Below are 23,647 nucleotides of genomic sequence, written 5' to 3'. Positions count from 1 at the left end.
GCCGGGGCCACTGGTGGGGCTGCTCTCCGTATTAGAGCAGCGCGCTGGTGTTGCCAGCAGTCTACAGCCGGCTACACCACATGCGGCAGTGAGGGCTAAAGCCCACCACTGAGCTCCGCCATCAACTTCGAGGGAGCGATGATCCGAACGCCTTTGAAAACACCGCCCCGGCGCTCGGCTTCGCAATTACCTCACGGATCTGCCGAGTGCCCGCCGCTTCGATCAGCCTTTGGCGGGCTGTGCTGATGTTATTTGAGGCGTTAAGATACGGTGCCCGCAGGAGGCGGATGCGCGCATGGCACTCGGCAAACAGCCGAGCGCCGGGATGGGGGACATTGGTATCAACGACCAGCTTTACCCGCAAACGGCGCTTGGCATAGGCTTTGGCCCTTTCGGCTTCCACGGCCTTATTGATGGTTGCCATGTCCAACTCGCGGCTCTTGAAGGCACCGAACACGAAGTCCCATTCCGCCTTCACGCCATCCTGCTCCAGCTCTTTGGCGATCCGCAGCTTCGCCTTTGCGGGAAGTTGCTTCACCACCTCCAGCACTTGCTCAAGCGTCAAGGAGACTTTGGCTGTTGTCTCGAATGTCATCACTGAGGTGTTTGGCCAAGTTCAAAGTTAAGCGATCCCTCTATCTCCCGCCCCTGTTTCCGGCCAAAGCGGGTACTGCGCCCCTGAGTGAACAGGCCACGGAGCAGTTCCCTATCTTGAGCGGTCCAATGAACACTACCACCAAAAAGTCCCGGTCCGCAGCAGGTTACCTGGCCTTGATGATCTTGGGTGTCGCCTGTACCCCGGTGAACGAGCGCGACGGCCTGTCCGTGGAAGCGACGGGCTGGACGGTGCAACGTTCGGTGACGAAGCCGATCGAGAACTACACCTTCATCTTTCCCGAGGAAGGCTTTGCGTACGCGCACCGCGACTCGCTTGTGGATGCGTGCATGGCCGCGATCCGGCGGAACATGGCGATGCTGGAGGTGGACACCTTCTCAGTGCCGTACAAAATCAGGTTCTACCCGTCCAAGGCCGCCATGAAGGAGGCCACCAACATCGGCGTTTCCGGCCACGCGGATTTTTGGATCAAGGAAGTAGCCTTTGTAGCCACCGACGATCCGGCGACGATCGAGAAGGAGAACATCATCCCTGCGCCCATCATCCATGAGACCATGCACATGATCGCGATGGAAAAGTGGGGCTTCCCACCGGAGGACAACCTGTGGCTGAACGAGGGCCTGGCCACCTATGCCGCGGACCAGTGCAACGGATACACGGTGCGTGAGATCTACAGCTATCTCCTCACCCACGACATGACCTTCCCCACGGACTCCTTGATGGACGGGTTCTATCACCGCGACGAGATGACCGCCTACCATCAATCCGCATGCATCGTGCAGTATTTGCTGGAGCACTTCGGCGTGGAGAAGTTCGGGACCTTGTGGCAGGAGGGATCCACCAGCTTCGAGCAGGTCTATGGCATGGGTTTCCCGGAATTAGTGGCACGGATCGATGCGGATGTGGCGGCGGCCTATCCGAACGGTGTGGAGCTTGATTGGGAGAGGTTCAAGAAGGGGTGCAAGTGACGGGCACGATCGCCCGCGCTCCCGCCAGTGTTCCCGGTCCGACCGGGAATTGCCCCCGATTCACCCGGGCACCAGCGGTGCATCCAGTTCGTCCAACACCCGCTCATCACGGATCCCGGTCCGGTTGAAGAGCACCACGCTGCCCTTGCCGATAGCAGGGTACAGGCGGAGTTCCGCGTAGTAGCCACCGCCGCCACCGGCGTGCGCTAGAAAGGCATGCCCCTTCAATGAACCGGTGAACCAGCCCATGGCCATGCCCGTGCGGCGGCCGGCAGCGTCGAGGTTCTCCGTGAACAGTTGCTCACGCCATCGATCATTCACGAGCTTGTTAGGGGTGAGCAGCGCCTGCAGGTATTTGCGGTATCCATGGGCCGTTCCCAAGCTGCCACCGTAGGAGGCGCCGTTCAGCAGGAAAGGTTTGAACGGCCTCCAGCGTCCGACGCGTTCGCCCATGTACCGCTTGGTATCCAGCATGAACGGCAATAGAAGTGGCAACAGGCCGGGTGTACGCAAATACCCCGTTGCATGTGCGCCGTTCGTGGGATACTGGAAGCCCAATTCATCCGGTGCAATGCCTGATGGATCGAAGATCCCACGACGAACGATCTCTTCATAACGTTGGCCGGTCACGCGCTCGATCAATTGCCCGAGCAGCACATAACCCAGGTTGGAATAGGCGAAACGCGCGCCGGGCTTGGAGCGTAGTTTCGGATGCTTCGCGAATACCGCCGCGAAAAACGCATCGCGATCGAAGTCGGCTTCCGTGGGAACATGTACCCAGGACAGCGGCAACGGGTTTGGTAGCCCTGCCGTGTGGTTGAGCAAGTGCCGAATGCGGATATCGCCGGAACAGGGAATGCCAGGCAGGTGCTCGCGTACCGGTGCATCCAGGTCCACATGTCCGGCCTGCGCCAACTGCACCACGGCCAAGGCGGTCATCGTCTTCGTCACGGAGAAACCATGGAAGCTGGTGCTGGCATCCACCGGACGTTGCGTGCTGACTTCGGCGAGTCCTGCATAGTGCTGATGGAGCACCTGAACACGGTCGAAATGCAAGTAGGCCACACCCGGTGTCGAGTGCTTTGCCCATGTTCCAAGGAGGACATCAGGGGAAGCCATGTGGTAAAGATGTGGAACGGCGCGTTAACGCCATCGGCCCCGAACTCATCCGGGGCTTCTCCCCCTGTTCTCTGGTGCGGGAGTTAGGCGAGCCTGTCTACCGCAGGTAGGCCGACCTCCCGTGCCCCCTGAAGCATGGATGGCCGTTCTGCGGTATGTTCCAACTCGCCAGGGCCGCAAGGCTTTGGAAGGCTGGACATCGTGCGGCGACGAGAGGTACCCAAGTGCTTCGGCGGACATACCTTTATCGCATATGAGCGCACCACACGGATCCCTCCTCCGCCGCCTCTTCGCCGGTTCCGGGATGCAGCAGATATTCGACATAGGTGCCTGTAGCGGTACGGAGGGCATTCGCTATGCCTCCATGTTCCCGCAGGCGGAGCTTCATGCCTTCGAGCCTGTAGTCGCCAACCACTCCCTGGTACTTGAAAACTTCAGTCAACATCCTGAATTGAGAGCACAAGCCCATTGTGTCGCCCTCTCTGACCAGGCCGGCACGGCCGTGTTGAATCTTTCCTCCGCCCAAGGTGAAATGGGGCGCCATGGCAACAAAAGCTCATCCCTGTTGGAACCCGGCCGTGCCACCGAAGTGTTCCCTTGGCTCGAGTTCAATGAGCGTATTACGGTCCCGACGCGGACGCTGGATGATTTCTGCGCTGAACATGCCATAGCGGCCATCGATCTTATCCATATGGATGTTCAAGGTGCCGAGCTGATGGTCTTGCGAAAAGCATCCTCAATGCTACCACATATCCGCACGGTCTGGATGGAGGTGGAACGGATACCGCTCTATCTGGACCAACCTGTGAAGCAGGAAGTGGAGGCCTTCATGACAGGGAACGGCTTCGACCTGGTGATCAGTACCGTGGGCCGTACGGCCGGTGATCAGTTTTGGGTGAACCGGGCGTTTGCCGGCCAACAACCGTTCAGCGTCCGTTCCAGCATGTTCCTGCGTTCCTGGGAGTGGCGCATCCGGATGGCCTGGCAAAACCTGCGGTGGCGCCTTGGGCAAGCTTTTCGGGGAACTCGTCCCGGGAGAAAGCTGTCAGGTAGTTCTTAGTTGTCCATTCTCAGTTGAACTCTGCATTGCAAAGTTCAACAACGTGGCGGCAACGCCTGACAACGGACAACTACTCCGATCACTTCAAGTTATTCGCCTCCTCCGCATTGAACTCCTCGCCGGGGTCCAGCAACGGCCGGGAATTGGTGTAGACCCGCCAACGTGCGAGCACGGCCTCGATGTCCGCCGGTAGCGGGCTTTCGAACTTCATGCGCTTGCCCGTGGTGGGGTGGTCGATCTCCAGCACTGCCGCATGCAGCGCTTGGCGGGGCAGCAGCGTGAAACAGTTCTCAACGAACTGCTTGTACTTGGTGAAGACCGTGCCCTTCAGCACGCGGTCGCCGCCGTATTGCGCATCGTTGAAGAGCGGATGGCCGATATGCTTCATGTGCGCACGGATCTGGTGCGTGCGGCCCGTCTCCAATTTGCATTCCACCAAGGTGACATAGGTGAAGCGCTCGATCACCTTCCAATGGGTGATGGCCGCCTTGCCCTGCTCCGGGTCCAGCGGCACGGACATCACCGTTCGGTCCTTGGAGGAACGGTCCAAGTTGCCTTCGATGGTGCCCTCTTCTTCATCGAAATCGCCCCATACCAGCGCACGGTAGCGGCGGTCGTTGGTGCGGTCGAAGAATTGGCGGGCCAGGTGCGTGAGCGCCTCATCGGTCTTGCCGATCACCATGACGCCGCTGGTGTCCTTGTCCAAGCGGTGGACCAGGCCGGGCCGTGGCACAGGCTGGTCGGGCGAGGAAGGCAGCTTCCCGAAATGAAAGAGCAGCCCGTTCACCAGCGTGCCGGTCCAGTTCCCATGGCCGGGATGGACCACCAAGCCGGGCTGCTTGTTGATCAGCAGGATCTGGTCGTCCTCGTAGATCACCTCGATCGGGATGTCCTCCGGGGCCAGTTCCACATTCTGCACGGGATGCGGCAGTACCAGCGTGACGACATCGTTCGGCTTCACCTTGTGGCTTGGCTTTTCGGCCTTACCGTTCACCAGCACATTGCCGTTGCGTGCGGCGGCTGCGATGCGCGAGCGCGAGGCACCGGCCAGGTGGTCGAATAGGAATTTGTCCAAGCGCATCAGCCCTTGGCCGGGGTCGGCCACGATGCGATGGTGCTCGTAAAGCTCCTGTTCCTCGGTGGTCTCCCCGACTTCGTTTTCGGGCGACCCCTTGCTTGGTTCCATCAGTGCTGTACGATCAATCGGCCTTGCGCCACAGTGTGCCCGTCGCGTGCGATCAGGCGGACGATGTAAGGGCCGCTGGCCACGTCCTGCACGGACAGGGCGTTTCCATCAGCGATCCAGCGGCGCACCGAACGGCCCATCGGATCGATCAGTTCCACCTGCGCGGCTTGCGCCAAGCCTTCGCCGAACTGCACATGGAAGGTATCACCCGACGGGTTCGGCCAGATCGAAAGGGAGACTTCCGGAGCGGCGATCTCATCCACGCCTGCGAAGGGGTCCACAGCGGCCACCATCACGGGGCGGATCATCCAGGAACCCTCCTGCGCCGAGACGGACCAGCTGAGGCCGGTCTTGAAAAACATCTTGTCGTGGTTGTCCCGGTTCTTATCCAGGCCCAAATTCATGCGCGTGTCGTTGGTCTGCACCCAGCCCACATAGAAGGTGCCGCTGACGGCGATGGTACTGTCCAAGGGATATTCCACGTAGTGGTCCGGACCCCAGAGGTGGTACTGCGGGGAATTGAAGGAGATGTTCTGGAAGACGATCACCTCCGGGTCCAAGCTGCTCCACACCGTGATGATGAAGGAGCCGCTCGGCGGATGGTTCACCGGTGGCGGGTTGTAGGTGAAGATGGGGTCGAAGTACATCCGCAGCGCGCGGAGGGAATCGGCACCCTCGGTGTCGAAGCGGTAGGCCTGTTTGGCGCCGATCTGGTTCAGGCTGTAGCCGGCCTCGGCGGTGCCGTCGTCATAGCTGTAGTAGTTGCTGATCTCCTGCACGTAGGCCATGGTGTCGTTGTAGGCACAGACATCAGGCGTGGCGTTGGTCCAGAACTTCGCCGTGAGAAATGCGGCATCGGCGCAGGCGGAAACATCGTACACCAACGGGTCGGCCCCGCTGTTCACCGGATGGACGGAGTTGAAATGGCTACCGGCGTTGTTGCTGATGTTATTGCCGTAGCTGTCACGGGAAGCGCTCCAACCGCAATCGGAGGTTACGCCGTAGCCCCAGGTGATGAATTTGTCCTGCGTGTCGTTGTTCCGCTGTTCCAGGTCCACCTGCTGCGCCATGTAGCTGGCGGGTGCTTGGATGAACTTGGCGTAGGGAACCGACGTGAAGGTCTGCAAGAGGCCCGCTTCCTCGTACACGTAGGCAACGTCCTTCAGCACGGTGTCCGCCGCGGTGCGGTTGCGGTCCAAGCGGACATAGTCGATGTGCCATTGGTCCACGGCCCCGCCCAAGGTGGCGTAATTGCTGAAGCGCATCTTGAAGTTGCTTTTCAGAAATTTCGGATCAGTGATCGGCACCATCACCTGCCGGAAGGTGTCCGCCGCGGCATTGCCGGGGGCGGTCCACACCTGGTACCAATTATTCTCGTCGGGTGCGAAAAGTTCCAGGCGCAGGCTGTCCTCGCCATGGGCCAATTGGTCGCCGCTGCGCCCGATCGGCTCGCAGAAGAAGCTCAGGTAAATGCTATCACCTGCGGGGAACGCCAGATTGATCGGCACCGAGGTGAGCTTGTCCGCCAGGCCGTTCATGTTCGGCGCGTCCGGTTCGTACGGCCCACCCGTGCGGTCCATCCCGTCGAGCGTGGCCACGCCGATGGTCGGCGGGTTCAGCGGGAAGGTCGAATTCACATAGGCGTCATCATCCGCCCACAGGATCCACGGGCGCGGGGTGTTGTCCGGATTGGTATAGGTGCGCGTGTCCGCCGTGACGTTGTACACCAGCAGCGAGTCCTGGATCAAGGTGGGGTCGAGCCACAACGTGTCCGTTGTTGTGGTGCCCAACGTATCGATCAAGGTATAGTGCGGCCAAACGAACATGCTCTGCTCCGTAACCGGGTACACGCTCAGGTCCCGGATCACCGCGACCAGCGCCGCGATCGGCTCTTGGGTGATGATCAACGTGTCCGGCTGCTCGTCGATGATGTAACGGTAGCTGGTGTCGGTGAGGAAGGCCATGTCCGGCGTGCTCACACCATTGACCACGATCTTGTAGATGGTCTCTGTCAGGCTCACGTTGGCATCCCCCTGCTGAGCGTTCAGATACCGCGTACGGTCCACGGAAAAGTCGTCGATCACGGGCAGCGTCTGCGTGGCATTGTCGTACAGGAAGATCTCGTTCAGCCCACCGGACCGCTGTAGCGGATCGGGCGCTCCCCGAACGCGGGATGGCATTCAACGGAGTGATGAGCTCCTGGGCCCCGCTTTGGTGCGCCAACACGAGCAGGCTTACGGCAACAAAGGCCCGTAGGCCGGCATGGATCATTGTAGGTTTCATCATGATCAAGGGGTGACCGCAGTGCTGTCCATCGTAAGCCAAACATCGACCAGACCACCGGGGCTGATCAGGTTCTCAGGTCCGGGAACGGGGGATTGGCGTGCTACTGTCGCGAACGCGGTATCACAGCCACTATTGCCACATCCGGCCACCTGCACCACCAGCCCCAGATTCAGTGATGCCAGGTTCAGAACGGCCTTCATTTCCTCAAAGCCCATCCCGCGCACGTCCGGCACGGGCACACGCTCGCCGTTCTGCCCTTGCCCCAGCACCAAGGAAATGGACTCGCCCCGGCGGATCCGGGCGTCCGCTGCGATAGGTTGGCCTTGGTACAATTGCGCCAGTACGCAATCCAAGCACGGGTCCGGGCGGTATTGCATCTCCGACACTTTCAGCCCGATGATCTCCAGCACGCTGATCGCCTGGCGTTTGCTCAAGTTCACCAGGTCCGGCATGTTGAGCATCTTGGGCTGGCTTGCGTTCATCACCAGGTACACGGTCCGGTCCGGCTTCACGAATTTGCCGCTGTCCGGGTCCTGGTCCACCACACTGCCCTTGGGCACATCGTCGTTGTAGACCGAATCGATCACTTCCGCATGCAGGCCCATGGCCTCCAAGATCTGCGTGGCCTCCTCGTAGTTGCGGGCCCGCAAGTCCGGCACCATTGTGCTCACATCATGCCGTGTATAGGACCCGAGCCACAACCAGGCACCCAGGAGGACCAAGCCCGTGATCGCCACCGGGGCAATGATCAGAAAGTACCGTTTTCCAGCCGTCATCTCTTTTGCCTCAGGCCGATCAAGGCCCTTTTCAGCAAGGCGCGAATATAGATCCGACCGAAGGGGCATCAACATCCGATGGTTGGCACTTACTCCGCACCCCGACCGGCCCTTGCACGGCACCACCGCTACTTTGGTCCGCACGATACCCTGCCATGCCCCTACCCTTTATCGCCATCCTGCGCGGTGGATACACCGGAGAATCCGTCATCAGCCTGAAAAGCGCGCAGACCATGATGGACGCGCTCGGCACGGATCGCTTCGACGCGGCATTCATCAGCGTGGCGCGTGAAGGCTGGACCTGCGAACGGCATGACGGCACCGTGCTCCCCTTCGATCGCGGGGCCTTCTCCGCGGACCGTGGCCAGGGTCCCGAGCGCTTCGCCGCCGCCTTGATCTCCATCCACGGCACACCCGGTGAGGACGGCAAGCTGCAAGGCTACTTGGACATGCTGAAGGTGCCATACCAGACCGGGGGGGTGCTCAACATGGCCCTCACCATGAGCAAGTTCAGCACCACCGGCCTGCTGCGCCAGATGGGCTTTGCCGTGGCCCCCTCGCTCCTGTTGCAGGGCCGCGACGCATCGGATGCACAACGCGTGCTGGACGAAGTGGGCCTGCCCTGTTTCATCAAGCCGGACAACAGTGGCAGCAGCCTCGGCATCAGCAAGGTGAAGACCGCCGCCGAGCTGGGACCCGCGTTGGACAAGGCCTTCGCCGAAGACCCCACCGTGATGTGCGAAGCCTTTGTGCAAGGCCGCGAGCTCACCTGCGGCGTGATCCGTATGGGCGGCGAGGTGCGGGCGCTGCCCATCTGCGAGATCCGCACCAGCCACGAGTTCTTTGATTTCGAGGCGAAGTACAACGCTGCGGACACCGAGGAGATCGTGCCCGCACCGGTGCCGGAACACATCGCGACGATCGTCCAGGAACGCTCCGTGGCGATCTATCGGGCGCTGAAGTGCAACGGCATGGCGCGCATCGACCACTTCTGGCGGGAAGGTGAAGGCGATGGCAAAGAGGTGGTCACCATCGAAGTGAACACTGTGCCCGGCTTCACCCCCGTGAGCATCTTCCCCAAGATGCTGGCCGCAGCGGGGATCACCATCGCCGAGGCGGTGAACGGGATGGTGGAGTGGATGATTCAGCCCTCGCGCTGACGTTCGGAAAGAAAGCGCACCAACTTCCAGACCGCCTGACCGCGATGGCTGATGGCGTTCTTCATTTTCGCGTCCAGCTCCGCGAAGGTGAGGTCGCTCATCTCCGGCAGGAACACCGGGTCGTAGCCGAAACCGTTGCCTCCGCGTGGCTCCGTGGTGATCGTTCCGCGCACTTCCCCCTCGAAGATGTGTTCACCGCCCGCATCGATCAACGCCACCACGGTGCGAAAACGTGCGCTCCGGTCCTCCATGCCATCGAGTTCGCGCAGCAGTTTGGCCATGTTGCCCCGATCGTTCTTCTCTTCGCCGGCGTAGCGGGCGGAGTACACGCCCGGTGCGCCGTCCAACGCCGTCACCTCCAGGCCGGAGTCGTCGGCGATGCAAGCGAAGCCCGTGCGCCCGAAGGCGAAGCGTGCCTTCTGAAGCGCGTTGGCGGTGAAGCTATCGCCGGTCTCCGGCAGGTCCGAGGGCAGGCCAACATCGGCAAGGCCCACGAGCTGCATACTGCCGGGCAGCATAGCACGTAGTTCGGTGACCTTACCGGGGTTGCCGGTGCAAAGAAGCAGTTTGTCCATGGAGCGAAGATGGTCATCACGCCGGAAGCTGCAATGGATCCAAATCCGGACCAGCTTTGCGCCTCGGCAAAAGATGGGACCTGCACGGATTTGGCCTGAGGCCGAGCGATGCGGATATTTGGCCAAATGCTTTGTACATCAATTCGACTTCATGATCACCCTGGTGCCCGTAGGGGGCTTGTGTAACCGCATGCGCGCCATGGATGCTGCTTTGGCACTCCACCGCGTCACAGGGGTTCCTTTACGGGTGTACTGGGAAAGCAATGCATTGCTCAATTGCCCATTTCACCGGTTGTTCCGGCCGATCCCCGGGATCGAGCTGGTCGAAGGCATATCTTGGTCCTCCCGCCTCCTCCTGCGCTTTGGCCGATTCCATGCAGCGGCGAGGGTGTTGGGCCGGCTCACAGGCACCACCTACTACCATCACGACGAGAATGAAAGACTGGAGCTGGATGTTGCAACGGAACAGTTGCATAAGCTGCGCCAGCTGCACATCATCAGCTTTGCACGCTTTCATCAAGCCCCGGAGCAATACTCCTCCTTCCGTCCCATACCTGAGCTGGAGCAGCGCATCGCTGAGATCACGGACCGGTTCGACCAGTGGACCATCGGCGTCCATATCCGGCGCACGGACAATGCCCATTCAATTGCCGTCAGCTCCACCGGTCTGTTCAAAGAGGCCATGGAACAATTGATACGGGAAAAGCCCCGGACCCGCTTCTATCTGGCCACTGATTGCCAGGATACCAAGCAAGAGCTCATCTCGCAGTTCGGTGATCGCATCATCACCGGGGAAGAGCCGGTGGACCGGGCCAGTATCAGCGGCATGCAGCATGCCTTGGTGGAACTATTCGCCCTCTCCCGAACGGGTTATTTGTTCAGGTCACACTTCAGCTCCTTTTCACGGACCGCCGCGGAGATCGGCCATATCCCGTCACATGTGATCGGACGGCCCGATTGAACTTTTCCCATGAACAAGATCAAGACCACATTGCTCAATGCCAGTCGCCTCATTTTGGGGGACAGGCTGTCCTTCGCCATCCGCCATTCCATCGCCAGGAGAACCCCGGAAATGATCGAGGCGGACAAAGCCCGTGACCGGTTCTATGCCAACTTCATCCGAAAGGACGACCTCTGCTTCGATGTGGGCGCCAACCTCGGCAATCGCGTGGCTTCCCTCCTGGCCGCCGGAGCGCGTGTCGTTGCGATCGAACCCCAACCCGGATGCCAATTGGTCCTGCGCCATCGCTTTGGGGAAAAGATCACCGTCGTGCCCATGGGTTTGTCCGATTCCCCGGGAACCGCGACCATGTTCCTGTCCGACTCGCATACCCTGTCCTCCTTTTCCAAGGAATGGATCGACTCCGTAAAGGATTCCCGGTTTTCCTCTGCCCACTGGGACCGCAGGATCGAGGTCGGGATGACCACCTTGGACCTGCTCTTCGAGCAGTACGGCACGCCCAGGTTCATCAAGATCGATGTGGAAGGTTTTGAAGCGCAGGTCCTCAGCGGCATGTCCAGACCGGTGCCCATGCTTTCCTTCGAATGCACCATACCGGAACAACAGGACAAGGCCCTCAAATGCCTGGAACTCATCGGCACCTTCACACCGGATGCGGAATGCAACCATTCACGGGGAGAGACCGCAGCCTTCAGTTCCGAAAAGTGGATGCCTTTGCAAGCCATGCGCGAACTGGTCGCCTCCCCGGATTTCCTGAAATTCGGGTCAGGTGACATATACGTGCGAAGCGCCGCCGCTTCGGCCTGACCGCGAGCCCTTGGCTATTTCAGCAGCCTGCCAAGGTCGCCCGGCATCAGGATGTAGTAGTTGCCCCACGGCACCCCCAAGCGCCGGAACACCGCCCACAGTACCACCAGCAGCACGGCCAAATAGGCTGCGGTCGACGCTATCGCCGCACCCACCAGGCCGTATTTCGGGACCAAGAAGACGTTCAGCAATACGGTGAAGACGAGCCCGACCCCGGAGGCCAGTGCATTGTAGCCCACTTTCCCTGTGCGGACCACCAACAAGGCCATCATTTTCGACGCGCACGCGAACAGGATGCCGGGCATCAGCCAACGAAAAGCCAAGGCGGACCGTGCGAACGCATCACCATACAAAAAGGAGAACATCCAGCCCGCCAAGAACATGAACACGGTCCCTCCCACCAGGACCAACGTGAAGCTCAACCGTGCATAAAGCCGGAACCGGCCCAGCATCTCGTCGTCGAACTGCCCGATGAGGTGGGGCTGCAGTACGCGAGAAAGCGGTTCGGGCACTTGGAAGAAGAACTGCGCCACTCCCACCGCGACCGCATATAGCCCGAGTTCCCCGGCACCGCGCACATCCTGCAAATACCAGATATCAAACCGGTAGTTCAATTGATTGAGCAGGTTGGCGACATACCCGATGAACACGAAGGACGCCAATGGCCTCAGGAGTTCACCGCCAGTGAAAAGCACCGGCCGGACCCGGACATGCACCATGTAGTAGACCAACCAAAGCGCGTTGAGCACCAACAAGATCAGGAAGGAGCACAAAAGCACCATGGGCAAGTTCCCTGCACCGGGCGAACTGCGCAGCCAAAAGAACAACGTACCGAACACAGCGGCCATAAGGATCGCGGAGATCAGGGTCATCTGGTTCGCGATCCGGAAAAGGCGCAGACCAAGGAAGATCGCATTGAAGAAGGAATGGGACAAACTGAAGAACAACGTCCCAACGAGATAGGCCACGTAGTAAAACCCGTCAATGCCCTCCGGCAACAAGGGATTGGCCGGAAGGCCGTAATACCAGGCATACGCCAACAGGGAGGCCAATAACACCCCGATGATCAACATGGCCGAGGCCGCTATGCCTATGCTCCGCTTTTTGTCGACGCCCTCCTTGGCCAGAAAGAAAAGCAGGCCCGCACCCAGATTGAAGGAAATGAGAAGCGATAGAAGCACCACATCGGATTGGAGCACCGTATAATAGCCGCGTCCCACATCCTGAAGCAGCCGGGTGATGCAGATCCCGGTCCCGAACCCCAGAGCCACGCTCGGCAGTTGGACGGCAGTGGTGTAGAAAATGCTCTTGTTGATGGACATCCCGATGCGCGTGGGCAGCGTGCCGCCAAAGGTGGTGTAAGGTTCCGGAACAAAAACCACCGACCGATCGGCGGTGGACACGGTCCGCACGGGAAGGAACCGCCTAAATTGCTGCCTACCTTTGCCTGCCGTATCCCGTGAGCATCGCGGGGTCCCCGTAAACCGAAGTCCCACTTCACAAATGAAGCCCTTTGGCATCAATATTATTTCATGAGCGACGAGGTTCGATCATTCTATGACGACTTTGCTTCCAGGCAGATCGAACAAGGCGTCAACCTTCGGCACCACAAGATCATGGAATGGCTGCTCCGGTCCGGTCTTCGGGACGGCATCAGGGTGCTGGAGATCGGATGCGGGGTAGGCACGCAGACCGCATTGATCGCGGGCTCCATCCCGAACGGGAAGCTTATTGCGAATGACATCAGCCCGAAAAGCGTGGAGCACGCCCGCGAGCGGCTGGCGGGCAGGAACAACGTGGAGTTCATCACCGGGGATATCGTCCAACTGGAGATCCCGGGCCAATTCGACCTGATCGTGCTTCCGGACGTCCTCGAACATATTCCCGTGGACGAACATGGGTCGTTGTTCCTAAAGATCGGCAGGCTGCTCAAGCCGGACGGGCAAGTGGTGATCCACATCCCCGCCCCGCAATACCTCGAATGGAACATTGAACACCGGCCGGAGCTTCTCCAAGTGATCGACCAGCCCTTGCATTTGGAACGATTGCTCCCGCATGTGGCAAGTGCCGGGCTCTATTTGCAATTCGCCGAACACTACGGGTTATGGACGGACGGCCCGGATGCGGCCGTCCTGGTATTGAAACACTACCGGAATGACCTCGCCTTCAAACTGGTGCCCCCTCCTGTCGGCCGCATCGGACGCTGGCGGCGAAGCTTCGCAAAGTTCCGGGGAAAGGTAAAATGACCGTGGAACGGAGACCGGAGGCCGTGCTCTTCATCACCGGCTGGTGGCCCACGGAAGCCGACCCGCACAATGGTGTATTCATTAGGGAGCATGCATTGGCGCTGGCTACGGCCACCCCGGTGGTGGTCGTCCACCTGAGCGTTGTGAAAAGAAAATGGGGATTGCTCAAATTCAAATGGCAAGAATCCTCGGACCAAGGTCTGCAGGTCATCCACGGAGAGATCCAAACGCCTGTGCGGAGGGGCGGATGGCACGACCGGATCGTGCGTTCGGCTTACCGCAAAGCAATTCTCAAGTATTCGGACAGGTACCGCTTCCGTGTCATGCATATCCACAACCGCACGCCCATCACGGAGAATGCATCCTTCGTGGGCGAGGAAATGGGCCTGCCGGTCGTGGTCACCGAGCATAGTTCGTTCTACCACCTCTGGATCCACCATCTCGGTGCCGAGGTAGGAAGCCAGACAAGGGAAAGGATCATCAATTGGTTCGCCCGGCCTTCCATCCGGGCGGTCCTCCCCGTTTCCCGAGACCTCGGTCGTGTGTTGCAGGATGATTTCGACGTTGCCAAGGAAAAGATCCATGTCGTGCCCAATGTGGCTTCCCCGATCTTCAAGCCGGCGGCTTCTGAGCATGTTCCTCCGTTCCGCATTCTCCTCGCAGCAAGATGGAGCGCGCCGAAGGACCCCTTCCTGTTCATCGATGCCCTGCATCTTTTGCCTGTTGGGGTGCGCAATTCCTTGCACGTCGATTGGGTGGGCGATGGGGACCAAATAGAGCAGGCGCGTGCTGCGTGCGCCGCCTTCATCACGGACGGTATCATGCACTTCCGCGGCCGATTGCCAAAGACGGAGCTGGCACCACTGCTCGCCAAAGCGCATTTGCTGGTCCACCCTACGAAGGCGGAGAACCTGCCTTGCATTATCATTGAAAGCCTCTGTTGCGGTACCCCCGTACTGAGCACCACGGTCAATGGCATTCCCGAGCTGGTGGACCGTTTGAACGGTGTCCTGACCCCGCCGGAAGATCCACAGGCCTTCGCGGACGCGCTCCGATGGATCATGGACAACTACCGTGGTTTTGACCGTCCCGCTATTGCCCGTGCTGCCGATGCCCGCTATTCAGCCGCTGCCGTGGCGCGGCAATTCTTGGATGTGTATGAACAGATCACCTCTTGATCGATCCTGCCGGGAATGCCGCCACCTTCAGCCGAAAAAGGAGCTACCTCCACCAAGTTGCACGTGCTGCTCCTATGCACGCACTTCCCGCCACTGAACCGCACCGGGGCGCGCAGGCCCTACTACTTGGCACGCCAACTGCGCGATGAAGGACATCAGGTATCGGTGCTTACCTCCACGGAAACGGAGGACGCCACTTGGGAGGTCGACCTTGGCGGTATCTCCGTGATGCGTTGCCCACGCACCCATCTGCAACGCGACATGCACCCTTGGCAGCGCACTATTGCCAAGGCTCACCACCGTATCCAGGGCAAGTTCCTGCACGGACCGTTGAGGGTCCTCTCCGACTTGCTTCTTCCCCTGGACCATGGTAGCCGCTGGGATGTCCTGCCTGAAGAGATCGAACAACGGTTCGGCATCCCCGATGTGGTCCTTGCCACGGCGCCCGGATGGAGCACGGCGGAGACCGGCATGCGGTTGGCCAACGTTTGGAACGCCACGTTCCTCGTGGATTATCGCGACCCGTGGTCGATCATCGACCCGAGCTTGCACATGGACATTGTCACCGGTCACGGAAAAGGGTTGGCCGGCATTTTGCGAAAAGCCGTTTTCAAGCAACGGGAAAAAAAGATCGGGAGTGCCGCCTTTGCGATCACGGCGGTCAGCGATGGCGTCCTTCGGAACGCCCAACAAGTGACGCGCAACTTCCGCGGAAGTGTCTTCACGGGAGGCTATGACCCCGATATTCAACCCGCGGCACAGGTCCGGAACGGCAAATTCACCTTGGTCTACACCGGCCGCGTCTATCCTGAACAAGATTGGGGTCTGGTGATGTCCGGGCTGGACCGGCTTTCAACTGCCATTGAAGGCTTTCACGACCATTTTATACTGAGGATGATCGGCACGGTGAGCAATGACCCTTCTCTGTTGCGGGACCTGCAGGCCACGGCGGAGCGGACCCACGCAATGGAGTTGATACCCCGGATGCCCAGGGAAGAGGCGCTGCGCGAGCAACACGCAGCTGATGCATTGCTCCATCTCACCTATCGGGGCCGGAAAGGCTTTCTCCCGGTGAAATTCCTGGAATATCTCAATGCCGACAGGCCTATCCTGTTGGTAACGAAGGAAGAGGACATCATGGAGTCGATCCTGATCCGTACCGGGACCGGGATCTTGATACCGGACGCCCGGTCATTCATCGACCTTATCCAAGACCGTCTGGCACAATGGAAAGAAGGCTTGGGGTGGAAGCTCCTGCCGGACTGCGAAGCACTGCGGGAATTCGCATATCCCGAGCGCATGCGCCCATGGGTGGAACAAATATGGGCTTGGGACATCGAGCGAAGATCTTCCATCCCGATGCCGGATGATGGCCGGTACATCTCAATGCCCCCTGAGGTATGACGGCACCGCTCATAAGTGTCATCATGCCGGCGTACAATGCGGCCGAACACGTCCGCGAGGCCATCATGTCGGTGCAAGCTCAAACGTGGCCGAACTGGGAATTGGTGGTGGTGAACGACGGGAGCCAGGATGCAACTGCTGCGATCCTTGATGGTCTGGATGATGCCCGGATCATCGTGGTACACCAAGAAAACAAGGGGGTCAGCGCGGCACGCAATACCGGTTTGGACCGTGCCCGCGGCGAGATCATCGCCTTCCTGGACGCCGACGATGTATTGCCGGCGCGCAGTCTGGAAGCACGTGCGGCCTTGATCGTCTCCGACCCGGAGGTGTTCTTCGTGGATGGGACCGTGCTCCGATTGGACGCCACCGACGGCAGGTTGACCCACATGTACTCCCCGTCCTTCAAGGGCATGGCATTCGACCGCTTGGTGGCTCTATCTGAGACCTGCTTTTTCGGCCCTTCTTGGATGATCCGCCGGACGGATGCGACCAACAAACGCTTTCCCGAGCACATGCGGCATGGGGAGGACCTCGCCTTCTACACCAGCATCGCACGGGCCGGCAAATACACCTTTGTGGAAGAACCCGTGCTCCATTATCGCCAAGGACGACCTTCGGCCATGTCGGACCTGAAAGGCCTGGAAAGGGGATATCATGCCCTCTTTGCTTTCGTCCAGCAACTGCCACACCCCCCGGATGCGGCGCAATTGGCCTTCATGCGTGCCCGGGCCCGGCGGATCATGTTCCGAAGCTATTTGAAGGCCGGCCGCCCTGTGGATGCCGTCCGGTCCATGCTGCGCACCCCTCCTTTTCCACCCCAAAGAAGGCCATGAAAAAGAAGAACATCCTTTTCCTGAGCTATTGGAGTCTGCGCGAACCCTTGACCGCCGCCGCCATCTTCCCCTATCTGCATCTGCTTTCAGAGATGCCGGACGTTGAGCGGATCCACTTGGTCACCTTCGAGACTTCCCAGCATTTCCTGCCGGAGGTCGTCCTCGATATCGACAAGGTCGTCCATCATGGGATCAGGTCCCGGTTCACCTGGTCCTATGCGTTATCAAAGGTCGACCTGCAGGTCCATGCGCTGCACTATCTGTCCTGCTTGGTCCGCAAGGAGAAGATAGACATCCTGATCGCCAAGTCCTCGCTTGCGGGAAATGTGGCGCACCTGGTCCATCTCATGACCGGGGTACGGTACATCGTGGAATCCTATGAGCCCCACTCTACCTACATGTTGGGATGCGGAGTGTGGACCAAGCGTGACCCGCGCTATCTCTATGCCAACATGCTGGAAAAAGCCCAATTGAAACATGCTGAATATCTCGTCACCGTAACTCATAATCATCGGGAAGACTTGATCAAAGCCGGCCAATCACCGCACCGGATCAAAACCATACCGTCCATTACAGACACCCATGTGTTCCGCTTTCAGGAGGCCGAACGTGCCCGGGTGCGCAGTGCGATGAACATTCCACAACAGGCCACTGTCGGTATCTATGTCGGCAAATTCGGCGGACTCTACTATGATGACGAGACCTACGTGATCTTTCGTCATGCCTTCGAACAATTCCCGGGGTTCCACCTGATCATCCTTTCACCGTCGGACACCTCCATCATCCTGAAGAAGGTTGAACACTCGGGCCTGCCTATGGACCGCGTCCATCTCGCCACGGTCCCGCACAAGGAGATCCCGGCCTATCTCTCCGCCTCGGACATTGCCTTCAGCACGATAAGACCATCTACGGTCAATCGGTACCAAAGCCCGGTAAAAAACGGAGAATACTGGGCGAACGGATTGCCCATCTTTATGACCGATGGCATAGCGGACGAATATCGCCTCATGCGAAAAGGCATCGGCGGCCATGTTTTTAACCCGGACATGAGCGACCTGAAGGAAGCCATGGGTGGAATGGCCAGCATCATCTCACGCGAGGGCCATCGCTTCGAGATCGCGGAATTGGCCAAGAGATACAAGTCGATCGATCTTGCCAAAGAAGTGTATGCTGAGATCTTCGGTTGATCGTACCGATCTTCCTACGACCGTCCGACTATCGCTGGGACGATCGATGACCAGTGATCTGGGAAGTCCCCCGCATCCGGGCATCCGGTCGTTTGCCAATGGTGGATACAAGTTGCTCACCTGCCATGTAATCCCTTAATCTGAAACGCTCGCCCTTCCTCATTTTCTCTCTGCGCCGATCCAAAATGAGCTTACAGATGAACATGGCAGCCACAAAGAACGGGACCAACGGAATTTTGAACCTTACCAACGCACCGAAATTCGGCGTCGATATCCCAATAATAAAACCGAATATGACCGAGAACAATATGCACATGAGCACCAAAGGGTTACCTGTGATTATTCGCAATAGATACCAGACCCTGGTGCGCCATAGAATGTAAAGTAAAAAGCCGAACAGCCAGAAATTCTCCAATGCGCTCAAGGCAACAACAACACTTGAAGATTCCCATATATATGGCCTGAAGAGCGCCGCATTGACCGCCTTCGGAAATTTCTTCAGCATCCCCGTGAAGGTACCGTCCATCGGCCCAAGGTCAAAAAAATTATCGCCATACTGTTCCGTGCGCTTCAGGTCAGCCTGACTTACCATCACCGTCTCGGCGGCCTTGTCCAGCGCGAACTTCCCTAAGCTGTCCTGAAAATAGGTGAGCACGAACAAGGACATGGTGAGTATCATGATCATGGCCAAGGGCAGGGTGCCATAGCGCAGTAGAGCGTTCTTCATCCGCGATACCCTGTAGAAGAACAGCCAGAGCAGCGACACGGGGAAAAGAGCCATGAAGATGTATGCCTTGATCATGATCAGCAAGGTTGTGCTCACGACGAGGCCGAGGATATTAAAAAAAAATCGTCTCCTCTTGAAGAACACCTCGTCCAAACAATGGATCCACCAACAAGTGGCGCTCAACGTTATCGTGTCCTTCAAAATGCCAGATCCCCAGAAAACAACCGATGGCATATACAGGAATGCGATCGCTAACTTGTTCATCAAGGATGGATAATAGGATACGAAAGTTCTGTAACAACGCCATATTCCGATATAGCATATACTGGACAGCATCAACGTCGTGATAAGAAAACTATTGAACGTAATGATGACCAAAGGTGTAATGAGGCGGATGACGAGAAAAGTCCGGCTGTCGAAATACACATACGTATATGGGATGACCCCGACCTTGTAGAACATTTGTAAATGTTCCAGATCATTGGGTCCGAACAACAACGACAGGAACGTCGTGAAATCAACCCTTGCCATTCTGCTGAGGGGAATGGCGGAATAGAAATACGAGATCGTATCCCCTCCCTTGTAATAATAGAAATAGATCAAGCTGAAGGCTATGCCGCCGAACAATTTGGCAAAAAGCCCCCAGAGCAGATGTTTATATTCCGGGTCCTTTTTTATCGCCACGTTCTTCATCCGGGCGAAGTAGGTATACAGCAACAAGATGTAGAGAATGCTCACCGGCCATTCCCAGGTCGCAATATCCACGTCCCCGTAATATAGGATCCAGAACAAGGGCATGGTGCCAAATATCGGGCCTGGCCGCCCAATACACCACAGCTACGCCAAAGTATGGCCGAGTGTGAGGCTCTGCGCCGACATTCGACCATGGCCATACATTCGCAGCATGCCTTTGACCCGAACACGGAAATGCCCCCAGTGCGACCAACTCGATAGTCGCCCCATCGCACCCTTGGCCGAGCATCATCTGGTCCGTTGTAGGAATTGTGGGCTTGTTTACACCGGTTGGGAACCGACCGAGCAGGAGCTTATGGACTATTACGCCCATTATCCTGCCCCCGCAGCTATTTCCCCCATCACCATTCAGCGCTATGACGAGTTGCTCATGCGCTTTGCGCCGTACCGCAAAACAGGCCGCCTATTCGAGGTGGGATGCGGTGCCGGGCATTTCCTTGAACGGGCCAGATCGCACGGATGGGAAGTGCAGGGCAACGAGTATGGGGAACTGACCTTGAGAGCATGCCGTGAGCGGGGCATACCGGTGGCCGAAGGTGAATTGGACCCCGGTGCGCATGAGATCGGAGGTTACGATATCGTTTGCTCTTTCGAAGTGATCGAACATGTCATCCATCCGCGGACCGAGGTCAGGAACATGCTTGCCCTGCTGAGGCCAGGTGGGTTGTTATACCTGACCACACCGAACTACAATTGCTTGGCGCGCCGTGCAGCACCTGAAAGTTGGAGCATCGCGAGCTATCCCGAGCATTTGAACTATTTCACCCCCCGCACCCTGAACAAATTGGTCCAGTCCCAAGGTGCTCGCGAGAAGTGGATAACGACCACCGGGGTCAGCGTGGAACGATGGCGCACGAAACGAACACGCGATCCCGGCGTCCGTGCGGCAGCACGTGCGGAACAAGAGGACCTTCGCGCCAGGATGGAAACGGAAACGTCCATGAAGATCTTGAAACGGGCCGCTAATTCGGTATTGGACCTCCTCAAGGTCGGTGACAGCATGAAGGCCTGCTTTGAGAAGCCTCACCCGTGATGATACCCCGTCCCTTTCAAAATGCTCAACGCCCGATAGAGCTGCTCAGCGAAAAGCACCCGCACCAGCTGATGGGGGAACACCATCGGGGACAGGGAAAGCACCAGGTCCGCCCGTTCGCGCACTTCACCGGTCATGCCATAGGCACCGCCGATCACGAAGGCGATGTCCCGTATCCCTTGGTCGCGCCATGTGCCGAGGCATTGGGCGAAGGCGGGGCTGGTGAGCTGGCGGCCGCGTTCATCCAATACCACCACCTTCTCCCCGGGCCTCAGCGCGGCCAAAATGCGCTCGCTTTCGATGCGCTGTTGCCAAACCACCTCCCCCCTGCCCGCGTCCGGCAACACCACCTCTTCCACCGCTTCCATGCGCCGGACCCTGTCCAAGTAATGCCGGACCCCGTCCATCACATGCCCACGCTCGGTGCGCCCCACGAGGATCAAGCGGATACGCATGCCCGCTGCCTTGTTCGTAACTCCTTCCCTTGCATAGGGGCAAATGTGGCCCGTTCTTTGCAAAATTGTCCCACATGCGAAATTCGATCCTGATAAGAGCGGCCTTTTTCCTTGTCCTTTCAATTGCATTCGGGGGCCTACAGGCACAGAGCGGAGTAAAGGACCAGGTGGTCTCGGCCTTGGGTTCCGGCAATGCTTCAGCACTGGCGAAATACATGGTGGCCAATGTGGACATGACCCTTCCCGTGGCAAGCGATTATTACAGCAATGCCCAGGCCGAACAGATCCTGCGCAAGTTCTTCGATGAGCATCCTCCCAAGGGCCTGACGATCGAGCACGAGGGCACCAACCGCACGGGGGACAGCTACTACATCGGTAAGATGCCGACCTCCAACGGTGATTTCAGGGTCACCTTCTTCCTGAAAAAGTCCGATGCCGGCTTTTTGGTGAAGCAATTGCGCATTGAAACGAGCAAGGGCGAACGCTGATGCTGCCACCGGGTACGGAAGAGCTCATTGACCGTGCCTTCGCGGAGGACGTGGGCGATGGCGACCATACTTCCCTCGCGACCATTCCCGGTGATGCCAGAGGTGCGGCCCACCTCCTGGTGAAGGCCAATGGGGTCATTGCCGGGATCGAACTGGCCAAGGCCATCTGTGATCGGACGGATGAAGGGCTGCATCTACGGCCTATGCTGATGGACGGCGCACGTGTGGTGCCCGGCGATGTGGCGTTCACCGTAAACGGCAACAGCCGGAGCATCCTTCTCGTGGAACGCGTGCTGCTGAACTTCATGCAACGCATGAGCGGTATTGCCACCCTCACACGCGCTTTCGTGGACGCCGTGGAAGGCACGAAATGCAGCGTTCTGGACACCCGCAAGACCACGCCCGGCCTGCGGGCAATAGAGAAGTGGGCGGTCCTGATCGGCGGGGGCACCAATCATCGGCAGGGACTTTATGACATGATGATGATCAAGGACAACCATGCGGACTTCGCAGGTGGGATCTCGCAGGCCATCACCCGGGCGACGGCCTATCAGCGGGAGCATGGGATGTCCATCCCCATCGAGGTGGAGACGCGCGACCTGATCGAGGTGGGGCAAGTGCTCTCAGTGGGCGGTGTACAGCGCATCATGTTGGACAATTTCGACACCGGCACCTTGCGGGAGGCGGTGGAAATGATCGGTGGGCGCTTTGAGACGGAAGCCAGTGGCGGGATCACGTTGGATACCGCGCGATCGTATGCGGAGTGCGGCGTGGACTTCATCTCCGTGGGCGCATTGACGCATTCCGCCGTGGGCTTGGACATGAGCCTGAAAGCCATGGGGTGATGGCGATGAACATCGTTCGTCGGCTACTTTATTCCCGGGCCAACCGGAGGTTGATCGGCTGGGCCGAAAAGATCATGCTACCGGGGTTTTCCGGTTTCAGCATCTATCATGTTTCCCGCTTTTTCTTCCATGCGCTCTTCCAAGGCAATCTGGTGAACAGAGCGGCCGCGATCACCTACCGGCTCTTCATCTCGCTTTTCCCGGCGATCATCGTGCTGCTCACGCTGATCCCCTTCATCCCGGTGGCTAATTTCCAGGAGAAACTTCTGGACGCCTTCCACTCCATGCTGCCCGGGGAGGTCTATGATTTCATCGAGGGCCTGTTGCACGACCTGCTGATCCGAAGGCATACCACGTTGCTCAGCATCAGCTTCGTGGCCGGTCTTTTCCTGGCGAGCAACAGCATCAATGCGATCCTGCAGGGCTTCCGCTCCAGCACCTTTGTCACCGAATGGTACCGGCCATGGAAGCAACGCCTGATCAGCCTGCTGTTGATGTTCCTGCTCACCGTGCTCTGCATCACCGCCACCGCCGTGCTCACCATCAGCTCTTGGGGGCGATCGTTGATCCACTCGGACGGCCACTCCCTCCATCTGCTGGAAGGCGTGGGGTTCGGCGTGCTGCGCTGGTCCGTCTCAGTGATGTTGATCCTCGTAGCGATCTCCCTGCTCTATCACGCAGGAGCTCCCGGAAAGCGGAGGTTCCATCTCTTCACCCCCGGCGCCGTGCTGGCCCTGGTGCTGGTTTTCCTGCTGTCGCGCGCCCTGGCCTTCGTGTTCACCAACGTCACTGACTACAATGCGCTATATGGCTCCATTGGCGTGATCCTCGCCGTGCAGCTATGGCTCTATTTCAATATGATCGTACTGCTGATCGGCTACGAACTGAACACCAGCATCGCCAAGGCGCGCAGCGAACAACGCAGCAAGTTGAGGCTCGTGGACGATCATAGCCGGACAGCCGCAAAAAACAGATAGGGCC

At 58.8% G+C, this 23,647-nt stretch carries 23 protein-coding genes; 14 read left to right on the top strand and 9 right to left on the bottom strand.

Going from position 1 to position 23,647, the window contains the following annotated elements; all coding sequences use genetic code 11:
• Positions 1-121: 121 nt before the first annotated feature.
• A complete protein-coding gene (locus IPP95_15460; GenBank protein QQS72541.1) occupies positions 122-595 on the bottom strand; it encodes a hypothetical protein in 474 nt (157 codons plus the stop codon).
• 128 nt (positions 596-723) lie between these two features.
• On the opposite strand from IPP95_15460, the gene IPP95_15455 reads away from it, so the two are divergent.
• Positions 724-1,584, top strand: a complete 861-nt coding sequence (locus IPP95_15455) for a hypothetical protein (GenBank protein ID QQS72540.1) — start codon at positions 724-726, stop codon at positions 1,582-1,584.
• Positions 1,585-1,644: 60 nt separating this feature from the next.
• Here the strand turns inward: IPP95_15455 and IPP95_15450 are convergent, their stop codons facing one another.
• Positions 1,645-2,703, bottom strand: coding sequence for a beta-lactamase family protein (locus tag IPP95_15450; protein ID QQS72539.1), 1,059 nt, complete (start codon positions 2,701-2,703; stop codon positions 1,645-1,647).
• 253 nt (positions 2,704-2,956) lie between these two features.
• On the opposite strand from IPP95_15450, the gene IPP95_15445 reads away from it, so the two are divergent.
• Positions 2,957-3,763, top strand: coding sequence for an FkbM family methyltransferase (locus IPP95_15445; protein ID QQS72538.1), 807 nt, complete (start codon positions 2,957-2,959; stop codon positions 3,761-3,763).
• Positions 3,764-3,842: 79 nt separating this feature from the next.
• Here the strand turns inward: IPP95_15445 and IPP95_15440 are convergent, their stop codons facing one another.
• The 3 genes from IPP95_15440 to IPP95_15430 all read right to left on the bottom strand — a co-directional run bounded on the left by IPP95_15440 (position 3,843) and on the right by IPP95_15430 (position 8,011).
• Positions 3,843-4,949, bottom strand: a complete 1,107-nt coding sequence (locus IPP95_15440) for an RluA family pseudouridine synthase (protein ID QQS72537.1) — start codon at positions 4,947-4,949, stop codon at positions 3,843-3,845.
• Positions 4,949-7,129, bottom strand: coding sequence for a T9SS type A sorting domain-containing protein (locus IPP95_15435; protein QQS72536.1), 2,181 nt, complete (start codon positions 7,127-7,129; stop codon positions 4,949-4,951). Before IPP95_15435 ends, IPP95_15440 begins: the two co-directional genes overlap by 1 nt.
• A gap of 108 nt (positions 7,130-7,237) precedes the next feature.
• Positions 7,238-8,011: a PASTA domain-containing protein gene (locus IPP95_15430; protein QQS72535.1), complete on the bottom strand. Its 774-nt coding sequence runs from the start codon at positions 8,009-8,011 to the stop codon at positions 7,238-7,240.
• Positions 8,012-8,166: 155 nt separating this feature from the next.
• Here IPP95_15430 and IPP95_15425 point away from each other — a divergent pair, with 155 nt between their 5' ends.
• Positions 8,167-9,171: a D-alanine--D-alanine ligase gene (locus IPP95_15425; protein QQS72534.1), complete on the top strand. Its 1,005-nt coding sequence runs from the start codon at positions 8,167-8,169 to the stop codon at positions 9,169-9,171.
• Here IPP95_15425 and rdgB read toward each other — a convergent pair.
• Positions 9,156-9,746: an RdgB/HAM1 family non-canonical purine NTP pyrophosphatase gene (gene rdgB / locus IPP95_15420; protein QQS72533.1), complete on the bottom strand. Its 591-nt coding sequence runs from the start codon at positions 9,744-9,746 to the stop codon at positions 9,156-9,158. The genes IPP95_15425 and rdgB overlap by 16 nt on opposite strands.
• Positions 9,747-9,897: 151 nt before the next feature.
• Between rdgB and IPP95_15415 the strand changes: the two genes are divergently transcribed.
• Entirely contained in the window at positions 9,898-10,707 is an 810-nt protein-coding gene (locus IPP95_15415; protein QQS72532.1) for a hypothetical protein, read from the top strand.
• A 9-nt stretch (positions 10,708-10,716) separates the two neighbouring features.
• Positions 10,717-11,514 (top strand): FkbM family methyltransferase, encoded by a 798-nt coding sequence (locus IPP95_15410; GenBank protein QQS72531.1) that lies wholly within the window; start codon positions 10,717-10,719, stop codon positions 11,512-11,514.
• Between the two features lie 14 nt (positions 11,515-11,528).
• Here the strand turns inward: IPP95_15410 and IPP95_15405 are convergent, their stop codons facing one another.
• Positions 11,529-12,917 (bottom strand): polysaccharide biosynthesis C-terminal domain-containing protein, encoded by a 1,389-nt coding sequence (locus IPP95_15405; protein QQS72530.1) that lies wholly within the window; start codon positions 12,915-12,917, stop codon positions 11,529-11,531.
• A gap of 129 nt (positions 12,918-13,046) precedes the next feature.
• On the opposite strand from IPP95_15405, the gene IPP95_15400 reads away from it, so the two are divergent.
• From IPP95_15400 to IPP95_15380, 5 genes are read left to right on the top strand one after another with little or no spacing between them, the layout of a single operon-like run.
• Entirely contained in the window at positions 13,047-13,760 is a 714-nt protein-coding gene (locus IPP95_15400) for a methyltransferase domain-containing protein (protein ID QQS72529.1), read from the top strand.
• Positions 13,757-14,938, top strand: coding sequence for a glycosyltransferase (locus tag IPP95_15395; protein QQS72528.1), 1,182 nt, complete (start codon positions 13,757-13,759; stop codon positions 14,936-14,938). The genes IPP95_15400 and IPP95_15395 overlap by 4 nt, the downstream gene beginning before the upstream one ends.
• Positions 14,939-14,953: 15 nt before the next feature.
• A complete protein-coding gene (locus tag IPP95_15390) occupies positions 14,954-16,342 on the top strand; it encodes a hypothetical protein (protein QQS72527.1) in 1,389 nt (462 codons plus the stop codon).
• The gene (locus tag IPP95_15385; protein ID QQS72526.1) at positions 16,339-17,178 is read left to right on the top strand and encodes a glycosyltransferase family 2 protein; all 840 of its coding nucleotides are present in this window, start codon (positions 16,339-16,341) and stop codon (positions 17,176-17,178) included. The genes IPP95_15390 and IPP95_15385 overlap by 4 nt, the downstream gene beginning before the upstream one ends.
• On the top strand, positions 17,175-18,365 hold the full coding sequence (locus IPP95_15380; protein ID QQS72525.1) for a glycosyltransferase: 1,191 nt from the start codon (positions 17,175-17,177) through the stop codon (positions 18,363-18,365). The genes IPP95_15385 and IPP95_15380 overlap by 4 nt, the downstream gene beginning before the upstream one ends.
• 28 nt (positions 18,366-18,393) lie before the next feature.
• Here the strand turns inward: IPP95_15380 and IPP95_15375 are convergent, their stop codons facing one another.
• Positions 18,394-19,890: a hypothetical protein gene (locus IPP95_15375; protein ID QQS72524.1), complete on the bottom strand. Its 1,497-nt coding sequence runs from the start codon at positions 19,888-19,890 to the stop codon at positions 18,394-18,396.
• Between the two features lie 106 nt (positions 19,891-19,996).
• On the opposite strand from IPP95_15375, the gene IPP95_15370 reads away from it, so the two are divergent.
• Positions 19,997-20,878, top strand: coding sequence for a class I SAM-dependent methyltransferase (locus IPP95_15370; protein ID QQS72523.1), 882 nt, complete (start codon positions 19,997-19,999; stop codon positions 20,876-20,878).
• Here IPP95_15370 and IPP95_15365 read toward each other — a convergent pair.
• Positions 20,869-21,333, bottom strand: coding sequence for a 23S rRNA (pseudouridine(1915)-N(3))-methyltransferase RlmH (locus tag IPP95_15365; GenBank protein QQS72522.1), 465 nt, complete (start codon positions 21,331-21,333; stop codon positions 20,869-20,871). The genes IPP95_15370 and IPP95_15365 overlap by 10 nt on opposite strands.
• A gap of 74 nt (positions 21,334-21,407) precedes the next feature.
• On the opposite strand from IPP95_15365, the gene IPP95_15360 reads away from it, so the two are divergent.
• From IPP95_15360 to IPP95_15350, 3 genes are read left to right on the top strand one after another with little or no spacing between them, the layout of a single operon-like run.
• Positions 21,408-21,821, top strand: coding sequence for a DUF4783 domain-containing protein (locus IPP95_15360; protein QQS72521.1), 414 nt, complete (start codon positions 21,408-21,410; stop codon positions 21,819-21,821).
• A complete protein-coding gene (nadC, locus tag IPP95_15355; GenBank protein QQS72520.1) occupies positions 21,821-22,666 on the top strand; it encodes a carboxylating nicotinate-nucleotide diphosphorylase in 846 nt (281 codons plus the stop codon). Before IPP95_15360 ends, nadC begins: the two co-directional genes overlap by 1 nt.
• Positions 22,666-23,643: a YihY/virulence factor BrkB family protein gene (locus tag IPP95_15350; protein QQS72519.1), complete on the top strand. Its 978-nt coding sequence runs from the start codon at positions 22,666-22,668 to the stop codon at positions 23,641-23,643. Before nadC ends, IPP95_15350 begins: the two co-directional genes overlap by 1 nt.
• Positions 23,644-23,647 lie beyond the last annotated feature (4 nt).

Source organism: Flavobacteriales bacterium (assembly GCA_016700415.1).
Lineage (GTDB): Bacteria > Bacteroidota > Bacteroidia > Flavobacteriales_F > PHOS-HE28 > PHOS-HE28.
This window is presented reverse-complemented; position numbering and strand designations above follow the sequence as displayed.